7 protein-coding genes are annotated in these 8,978 nt (G+C 65.3%); 1 reads left to right on the top strand and 6 read right to left on the bottom strand.

Annotation, left to right across the window (positions count from 1 at the left end):
• Positions 1–563: 563 nt before the first annotated feature.
• The 6 genes from Q8814_RS21950 to htpG all read right to left on the bottom strand — a co-directional run bounded on the left by Q8814_RS21950 (position 564) and on the right by htpG (position 8,316).
• Entirely contained in the window at positions 564–1,562 is a 999-nt protein-coding gene (locus Q8814_RS21950) for an alpha/beta hydrolase (protein WP_330154099.1), read from the bottom strand.
• 235 nt (positions 1,563–1,797) lie between these two features.
• Complete coding sequence (locus Q8814_RS21945) at positions 1,798–2,796, bottom strand: alpha/beta hydrolase (RefSeq protein WP_408015963.1); 999 nt, start codon at positions 2,794–2,796, stop codon at positions 1,798–1,800.
• 262 nt (positions 2,797–3,058) lie between these two features.
• On the bottom strand, positions 3,059–4,684 hold the full coding sequence (gene groL, locus Q8814_RS21940) for a chaperonin GroEL (RefSeq protein WP_330154098.1): 1,626 nt from the start codon (positions 4,682–4,684) through the stop codon (positions 3,059–3,061).
• A 268-nt stretch (positions 4,685–4,952) separates the two neighbouring features.
• Positions 4,953–5,483 carry a DUF6764 family protein gene (locus tag Q8814_RS21935; protein ID WP_330154097.1) on the bottom strand — a complete coding sequence of 177 codons (531 nt, stop codon included), beginning with the start codon at positions 5,481–5,483 and terminating at the stop codon, positions 4,953–4,955.
• A 91-nt stretch (positions 5,484–5,574) separates the two neighbouring features.
• Positions 5,575–6,351 carry an HAD-IIA family hydrolase gene (locus Q8814_RS21930; protein ID WP_330154096.1) on the bottom strand — a complete coding sequence of 259 codons (777 nt, stop codon included), beginning with the start codon at positions 6,349–6,351 and terminating at the stop codon, positions 5,575–5,577.
• A gap of 39 nt (positions 6,352–6,390) precedes the next feature.
• The gene (gene htpG / locus Q8814_RS21925; protein WP_330154095.1) at positions 6,391–8,316 is read right to left on the bottom strand and encodes a molecular chaperone HtpG; all 1,926 of its coding nucleotides are present in this window, start codon (positions 8,314–8,316) and stop codon (positions 6,391–6,393) included.
• Positions 8,317–8,475: 159 nt separating this feature from the next.
• Between htpG and Q8814_RS21920 the strand changes: the two genes are divergently transcribed.
• On the top strand, positions 8,476–8,978 hold a 503-nt coding region (locus Q8814_RS21920; RefSeq protein WP_330154094.1), incomplete at its 3' end, for an FAD-dependent oxidoreductase.

Raw genomic sequence — 8,978 nt, 5'->3', positions numbered from 1 at the left:
CCGGACCGTGGAACCGGGCTCCCACCCGAGCGGTGTCGGGTGCATCCTCGTGCCCTGACACTGAAATCAGCATCGAACGACGCAAACCCGACCTCCGGTCAGGCCGCGCGAAAAATCGAGGCTAGAGCGAACCGGTGAGTAACCCCGGCGCGATGAGGAGAAACAGTTGCACGAGTGTACCGATGACTTCGAGACCGTTGGTGATGCTGCCCATCTTTCCTCCAGGGTGTCGCCGGAGACCTCATGCCTCCGGACATCGAATACTGCGGGGATCAGCTGAAGAAGGCTGCACTCTGGGCGAGCAGGCCGAAGAAGAACACGATGATTTCCGTGATTGTGGTGCTACCCATTGATCCTCCTGTCGGGTGAAGATGTTGCAGCACAAACCCTTTCGTGTGTGCTGCAACTCACATTACGACATGGCATCGGGACCGTCAAGAGGTTACAAAAACAACCTCGATATCCATCACGGTTCGAACACTTTGCAGCAAAAGGGTTTTCGCATCAGCATGCTCGGTTGCGGGCCGGCCCGTAGGCAAGCCCTGTAACGTGGTGTCCCGCAGCTAGAGACCGATGGCCCTCGCCAGCATCGGCCACGAATTGTGCAGGTCGTCTTCCCAGTATCCCCACGAGTGCGTACCGGTGGGCCGGAAGTCGAATTGTGCCGGGATGCCGAGTTCGTCGAGCCGTGCGGCAAGGCGCCGAGTGCAGTCGTTCACTGCGGCCTCGATGATCCCCCCGACGAACACCTGGTTCAGCAGCATCCCCGGGTCATTGCCGACAGATCTGGCGCCGAGGTGCTCGTGTCTGCCGGGGAGCCCGGTGGCGGACGAGACGTACAGGTCGATCCCCCGCAACTTCTCGGCGTGGCGATACGGGTCGTTCTCACGCCATCCCGGCCCGTCGAACGGCCCCCACATGTTCTCCGGATCTGCTCCGCCCCGGCTCTCGACCACCGTACGAACGTAGAGTTGTCCGAGCTCGGTACTTGTTTCGGCGCAGCCACTGTATGCGCCCACGGCTCGGTACAGGTGCGGCGCCGCTATGGCCAGGCTCAACACCGAGGTTCCCGACATGGAGAGCCCGGCGATGGCGTTCCGGCCGGATGTTCCGAGAGCCGAGTCGACCACGGGAGGTAGTTCACGAGTGAGGAAGGTGGTCCACTTGTTTCGGCCGAGTACCGGATCTTCCTGCTGCCAGTCGGTGTAGTAGCTGAACGAGCCCTCCAACGGCGTGACCACGTTGACGTTCTTGTCCGCGAAGAACTGGTCGATGCCGGTCTGCGCGTCCCACGTGGCCGCACCCTGCCCGCCGCCCGCACCGTTGAGCAGGTACAGCGTGGGCCGCGGCACGCTCGTGTCGGCCGGCGTACGCACTCGCAGCGGCACGACACGATCCATCGCCGCCGAATACACGTGGAGGACGACCGTGCGGTCGTCCTCCACCTCTACGTGCGCCACTGCGGAATGCGGCTGTGCGCCAGCAATGCCCGGAACGCCGACGGCTACCAGAAGACCCACCGCCATCGTCCCGACGACCCGACGGAGCCACCCCGAAGTCATCGAACCTCCCGAAACTCGGCGCACCCTATGGCAAGTGACCACAGGGCACCATATCCATCCACGCGCAGAGGATGATTGAACCCTGTGTACACGACCCGGCGCCGCAATGATCACGAAATGGACAATTTGCCGAAACGTGATCGCAGAAGGGAGGCACACACGTCCCTGTCGAACAGGCCGGGATGCACGGTCACGCGGAGGACCGAGCGGCCACCCTCGGGCGGCGACGGGATGCCTAGAGTCCGATTGCCTCGGCGATCATCGGCCACGAGTTGTGCAGGTCGTCCTGCCAGTACCCCCACGAATGAGTTCCGGTGGGCCGGGACTCGATGTGCGCGGGAATCTCGAGTTCGGCGAGTCGCTTCTCCAGACGCAGCGTGCACTGATGCACAGCGGCTTCGATCACACCTCCGACGACTACCTGGTTCGCCAGCGCGACCGGATCGTTGTTGACAGTGGGGGATCCCAGGTGGTCGTACTTGCCGGGGAGGCCGGTGGCGGACGAGATGTACAGCGCGATTCCGCGGAGTCTCTCCGCGTGCACATAGGCGTCGTTTGCGCTCCAGGCCGGAGCCCCGACGGAGCCCCACATGTTCTCCACGTCGGCGCCGCCTTTGGCCTCGACCACCGTGCGCACATAGAACCGCCCGAGGGCCGTGCTGGTCTCGGCGCAACCGCTGTATGCGCCCACCGCCCGGTACAGCTGCGGCTGCGCGATGGCCAGACTCAGCACCGAGGTCCCCCCCATCGACAGTCCTGCGATCGCATTGACTCCGCTCGTGCCGAAGGTCTCGTCGATGATCGGCGGCAGCTCCTGCGTGAGGAAGGTGGTCCATTTGTTCCGGCCGAGCACCGGATCGTCCTGTACCCAGTCGGTGTAGTAACTGAAGGCCCCCTCCAGCGGAGTTACCACGTTGACGTTCTTGTCGTCGAAGAACTCTTCGACATCGGTCTCCGAATGCCACGTGGCGATGCCCTCGCCCCCGCTCGACCCGTTCAGCAGGTAGAGGGTCGGGCGCGGTTCGCTGGTGTCGGCCGCGGTGCGCACTTCCAATGAGACGACGCGATCCATCGATGCGGAGTACACGTGAGCGACAACCGTGCCGTCACCCTGCTCCTCGATCGACGACAACTTCGAAACAGGCTCTGCCGAAGCATTGGCCGGGACCAGAACCGTTGTCAGTGTGCCGATTGCGAATGCACCGAGCACGCGACGGAGCCACGCCGAACGCACTGAGCCACCTTTCGAACATCGAAATCCGAATCGACCGGGTCGATTCGTCGCCACGACGATCGCCCGAGGGTTGACGATCGCCCGAGGGTTAAAGCTACTCATACACGGCGTATCTTCGCAACGAGAGGTCCCATTCGGCCACTCTTCACCGGACCCGCGCCGAGACACGTCGCTCGTAGTCCTGCCGACCACCGAACCGGAAATCGTGAGGCCCGGCCCCACCGAAGTGGGGCCGGGCCTCGGTCGATCACGGAAGGCCGGATCAGAAGTCCATGCCACCCATGCCACCGGTCGGATCGCCGGCGGGAGCGGCGTTCCTTTCCGGCTTGTCGGCGACAACGGCCTCGGTGGTCAGGAACAGGGCCGCGATGGACGCTGCGTTCTGCAGCGCCGAGCGGGTGACCTTGACCGGGTCGTTGATGCCGGCGGCGAGCAGGTCCTCGTAGACACCGGTTGCGGCGTTGAGGCCGTGGCCGGCGGGGAGGTTGCGCACCTTCTCCGCGACGACGCCGGGCTCGAGGCCGGCGTTGAAGGCGATCTGCTTCAGGGGAGCCTCGAGGGCCACCTTGACGATGTTCGCGCCCGTGGCCTCGTCGCCCTCGAGCTTGAGGTCGTCGAGAACCGGAGCGGCCTGCAGCAGGGCCACGCCGCCACCGGCGACGATGCCCTCTTCGACGGCAGCCTTCGCGTTGCGGACGGCGTCCTCGATGCGGTGCTTGCGCTCCTTGAGCTCGACCTCGGTCGCGGCGCCGGCCTTGATGACCGCAACACCGCCGGCCAGCTTGGCCAGGCGCTCCTGCAGCTTCTCACGGTCGTAGTCCGAATCCGACGCCTCGATCTCGGCGCGGATCTGGTTGACGCGACCGGCGATGGCGTCGGGATCGCCCGCACCCTCGACGATGGTGGTCTCGTCCTTGGTGACGACGACCTTGCGGGCCTGGCCGAGCAGCTCGAGACCGGCGGTCTCGAGGGACAGGCCGACCTCTTCGCTGACGACCTCGCCACCGGTGAGGATGGCGATGTCGGCGAGCTGCGCCTTGCGGCGGTCACCGAAGCCCGGGGCCTTGACGGCGACGGACTTGAAGGTGCCACGGATCTTGTTCAGGACGAGGGTGGACAGAGCCTCACCCTCGACGTCCTCGGCGATGATGACCAGCGGCTTACCGGACTGGATAACCTTCTCCAGCAGCGGCAGCAGGTCCTTGACGGTCGAGATCTTGGAGCTGACCAGGAGGATGTAGGCATCCTCGAGGACTGCTTCCTGACGCTCGGCGTCGGTCGCGAAGTAGAGGGAGATGTAGCCCTTGTCGAAGCGCATGCCCTCGGTCAGCTCGAGCTGAAGGCCGAAGGTGTTGGACTCCTCGACGGTGATGACGCCTTCCTTGCCCACCTTGTCGATGGCCTCGGCGATCAGCTCACCGATCGCGGGATCACCGGCGGAGATGCCGGCGGTCGCAGCGATCTGCTCCTTGGTCTCGACTTCCTTGGCGGTGTCGAGCAGCTTGGCAGTGACGGCCTCGACGGCCTTCTCGATGCCGCGCTTGAGACCGAGCGGGTTCGCGCCGGCAGCAACGTTGCGCAGACCTTCACGCACGAGCGCCTGGGCGAGCACGGTGGCGGTGGTGGTGCCGTCACCCGCGACGTCGTCGGTCTTCTTGGCAACTTCCTTGACCAGCTCGGCGCCGATCTTCTCGTACGGGTCCTCGAGCTCGATCTCCTTGGCGATGGACACACCATCGTTGGTGATCGTGGGAGCACCCCACTTCTTCTCGAGCACGACGTTGCGACCCTTGGGGCCCAACGTCACCTTGACTGCGTCGGCGAGGCTGTTCAGGCCCCGTTCGAGGCCGCGACGGGCCTCTTCGTCGAACGCGATGATCTTGGCCATTGCGAAGTGATCCTCCGGGTATGGGGTGACACCTAGGACGACCGCTCGTCGGGTCGGCCCACTGCACTGGACGACCGCTAGTCGGGTCGCACCTGTACGTCTTCGGCCGGATCAGTGCCCGCGACGGACGACCAGGGGTGTCGATAGATCCCGGCCTCACCGTCCGACCTGGCACTCGCGTGTTGCGAGTGCTAAGTGCATTCTTAGCACTCGGGGGTGGCGAGTGCAAGATTACCGGCACTCGTCCACCCCCGTCACCGTGCGGAAACTATCGCGGCGCCGACCCCACGCCGACGGCACACCACTGGCCTGTGCCCATGTCGACCGCGAACGACTGCGGACCGGCGCACCTGACCCCCGTCGGGTCGACGGTGGCGCCCGAACCCCACCCCGCGACCGAGACCGTGGTGGTCGGCCCCTGTGCCCACGACTGGCTCAGACCGCCGCCGAGCGCGAACGCAAACGAACGACCGCCGTCGCGGGCGGAACTGAGCGCCGTCCCGAAGCCCGTGGCCTGCGACTCGGCGGCGCCCGCCGTCTGCCCGACCGACACGGCCGTGCCACTGTCCGCCGCCGACGCGCGCGCTGTGCCGCCGCCCGTGGCGGTGGCTCCGCAACTCGCAGTGTCGGAAACCAGGATCTGGTTGTCCGACGGCGGCGAGAGGCACGTCACCGGCGCGGCCACGGCGGTACCGGCTCCCATCAGCGCAGCCGACGCCACACCCAGCGCGAAGACCACGCCGGCGCGCACCACCCGACGGCGACCGGAGAGAACGGAACGGAAGGAACGAATGGACAAGAACAGCTCCTCTGCTCAGGAAAAGACGAGGGCGATAATCCCCCCGACGAGGAGGTTACCGGTCACAATCTCCCGGAGCGAGGGCATGAGGTCACAGTACGTCGAGCAATTCGGGAAGGTCGGCGACGGAATCGAGGACATGATCGGGACGGTCCACCGCAAGGTCGAGGACCGATTGCCGAAACTTCCCGGTGCGCACGAGGACTCCGATCATCCCGAGACGCTGGCCCGGGATCACCTCGGCCTGCAGGTCGTCGCCGACGACCACCATCCGGCTCGGATCGGTGCCCATGAGATCCGCGGCAGCAAGAAATCCCTGCATCGACGGTTTACCGACGGCCACCACGGTCTGGCCTGTCAATTCCTCCAGGCCTGGCAGGTACACGCCGGTGTCGATGCGCAATCCGTCTGCGGCCTGCCACGTCGACGACCGGTGCATCGCCACCACCGGCACGCCGTCGAGCATCAACTCGGCGACCCGGCTGAGCGTCCGATGGGTGAACTCCGGTCCGGCACCGCCGAGAACGACGACCTCGGGATCGTCGTCGTCCCGGACGATCCCGGCGAGGTCGGCGTCGACGTCTCCGTCGTTGAGGACCCAGCAGCGGCGGCCCGGATAGGTCTGCGTCAGGTATTCGACGGTCAGCGACGCGGCGGTGACGATCTCTCCCGCGTCGACGGGCATACCGAGACCGGTGAGGGCTTCGGCGATCTCGGCACGCGTCCGGGACGTGGTGTTCGTCAGGAACGCCCGGGCGACTCCGCGCTCACGCAGATCCGCGAGCACGTCGGCGGCACCCGGTACCGGCTGCCACGACGTCACCACGACACCGTCGATGTCGAACAGAATCCCGTCCACGTCCATCATGCCGACGAGCTTATCCGTGCAGACCTACCCGTAGCCGCGCTACACCGTCCGGGCGAGGCGGTCGGCGAGAAGCCGGGTGAAGCGCGCGGGATCTTCCACTTCCCCGCCTTCGGCGATGAGAGCCATGCCGTACAGCAGCTCGGCGGTCTCGGCGAGGGCCGGATCGTCCTTGCGCGCGCCGTATGCGGTCCGCAAACCGTCGACGAGCGCATGCCCAGGGTTGAGCTCGAGGATCCGCTTGGTGGGCGGCACCGGCTGACCCGACGCCTTGTACATGCGCTCGAGCGCGGGCGACATGCTGAAGGTGTCGCCGACGATGCACGCCGGTGACGTCGTGAGCCGCGACGAGAGCCGCACCTCCTTGACGTGGTCTTCGAGTGCGCCCTTCATCCATGTCAGCAGCTCGCCGAATTCTTTTGCCTTCTCTTCCCGTTCCGCCTCGGCGGCCTTCTTCTCGTCCTCGGTGTCGAGGTCCACCTCCCCCTTGGCGATGGACTGGAACCGTTTGCCGTCGAACTCCGGTACCGAGGTCACCCACATCTCGTCGACCGGATCGGTCAACAGCAGCACTTCGAATCCCTTGGCACGGAATGCCTCCATGTGCGGGGAGCTCTCGAGCAGCTGCCTCGACTCGCCGGTGATGTAGTAGATCTGCTCCTGCCCGTCCTTCATCCGCTCGACGTAGCCCGCGAGGGAGGTCTGCGTGTCCTCGCTGACCGTCGAATCGAACGACGAGATCTCGAGCAGCAACTCCCGGTTGTCGTTGTCCGAGATCAGGCCTTCCTTGACGACACGTCCGAACTGCGACCAGAACGTGCGGTACTTGTCCTGATCGTGCGTCATCATGTCCTTGACCGTGGACAGCACCTTCTTGGTCAGGCGGCGGCGGATCGCCCTGATCTGCCGGTCCTGCTGCAGAATTTCGCGGGACACGTTGAGCGAGAGGTCTTGTGCGTCGACGACACCCTTGACGAAGCGCAGATACTCGGGGATCAGATCTTCGCAGTCGTCCATGATGAACACGCGCTTGACGTACAGCTGCACCCCGGTGCGACGTTCCCGCGCGAACAGATCGAACGGCGCATGCGACGGAATGAAGAGCAGCGCTTGATATTCGAAGGTTCCCTCGGCCTTCATCGGGATGACTTCGAGCGGATCGTCCCACGCGTGCGCGACATGCTTGTAGAACTCGGTGTACTCCTCTTCCGACACCTCGTCCTTCGAGCGCGCCCACAGCGCTTTCTGCGAATTGAGGGTCTTGGTCTCGAACGTGACCTCGTCCGTGCCGTCCTCACCCTTGGTGGTGCGGGAGACCTCCATGCGGATCGGCCACGCGATGAAGTCCGAATACTTCTTGACGATCTCCTCGAGCTTCCACTGCGACGTGTAGTCGAACAGGTGGTCCTCGGCGTCCTCGGGCTTGAGATGCAGGGTGACGGAGGTGCCCTGCGGGGCGTCGTCGACAGCCGCGATCGTGTAGGTCGACTCGCCGCTGGACTCCCAGCGGGTGCCGGTGTCCTCGCCGGCCTTCCGGGTGACGAGGGTGACCTTGTCGGCGACCATGAAAGAGGAGTAGAAGCCGATACCGAACTGGCCGATCAGCTCCTCCGAGGCCGCGGCGTCCTTCGCCTCGCGCAGCTTCTGCCGGAGTTCGCCGGTGCCGGACCGTGCCAGGGTGCCGATGAGGTCGACGACCTCGTCACGGGTCATGCCGATGCCGTTGTCGCGGACGGTCAGGGTACGGGCGTCCTTGTCGACTTCGAGTTCGATGTGCAGATCGGATGTGTCGACCTGCAGATCCTTGTCGCGGAACGATTCCAGGCGCAGCTTGTCCAGCGCATCGGATGCGTTGGAGACGAGCTCGCGCAGGAATGTGTCCTTGTTGGAGTAGATCGAATGGATCATCAGGTCCAGCAGCTGACGAGCCTCGGCCTGGAACTCGCGCTGTTCGACGTCGGTGCTCATTCTTCGATTCCCTTCGACACGCAGAACTAACGGGGCCGATCTTAATCCGCGGGCGCGTCCCGCCCCACGCTCCCCCGACGTCTCGGTTGTGCGGCCCACGAGACCGCGGGACAGGGCCATGATGGAAAGAGATGGGGTACCTCGGATCAGGAGGGCGTCATGCGTGTCCGTCGGGTGATCGTCGTCGGTGCGGGTGTGGTGGGGTTGTCGACCGCATGGTTCCTGCAGGAGCACGACGTCGAGGTGACGGTGGTCGAGCGCACCGCGGTCGCGGCCGACGCGTCGTGGGGCAACGCGGGCTGGCTCGCGCCCGCGCTCACGTTGCCGTTGCCGGAACCGGCGGTGCTGCGGTACGGGTTGCGGTCGGTGTTCCGGCCGTCGTCACCGGTGTATGTCCCGCCCACAACGGATGTGAAACTCCTGCGGTTCCTCGCGGATTTCGCCCGGCACTGCACCACCCGGCGCTGGAAGTCGTCGATGGAGGTGTTCGCGCGAGTCAACCGCATCGCTCTCGGTGCGTACGACGATTTGGCCCGCGGCGGTGTCACCGAGCCCACCCACAGCGCCGACCCCTTTCTTGCCGCGTTCACCTCGGAAACCGAACGGGAGCCGCTGATCGAGGAATTCGAACATGTGCGTGCTGCGGGCGGCGAGGTCGAGTA

Source organism: Rhodococcus chondri, from assembly GCF_036327435.1.
GTDB classification, from domain to species: domain Bacteria; phylum Actinomycetota; class Actinomycetes; order Mycobacteriales; family Mycobacteriaceae; genus Rhodococcus; species Rhodococcus chondri.
This window is presented reverse-complemented; position numbering and strand designations above follow the sequence as displayed.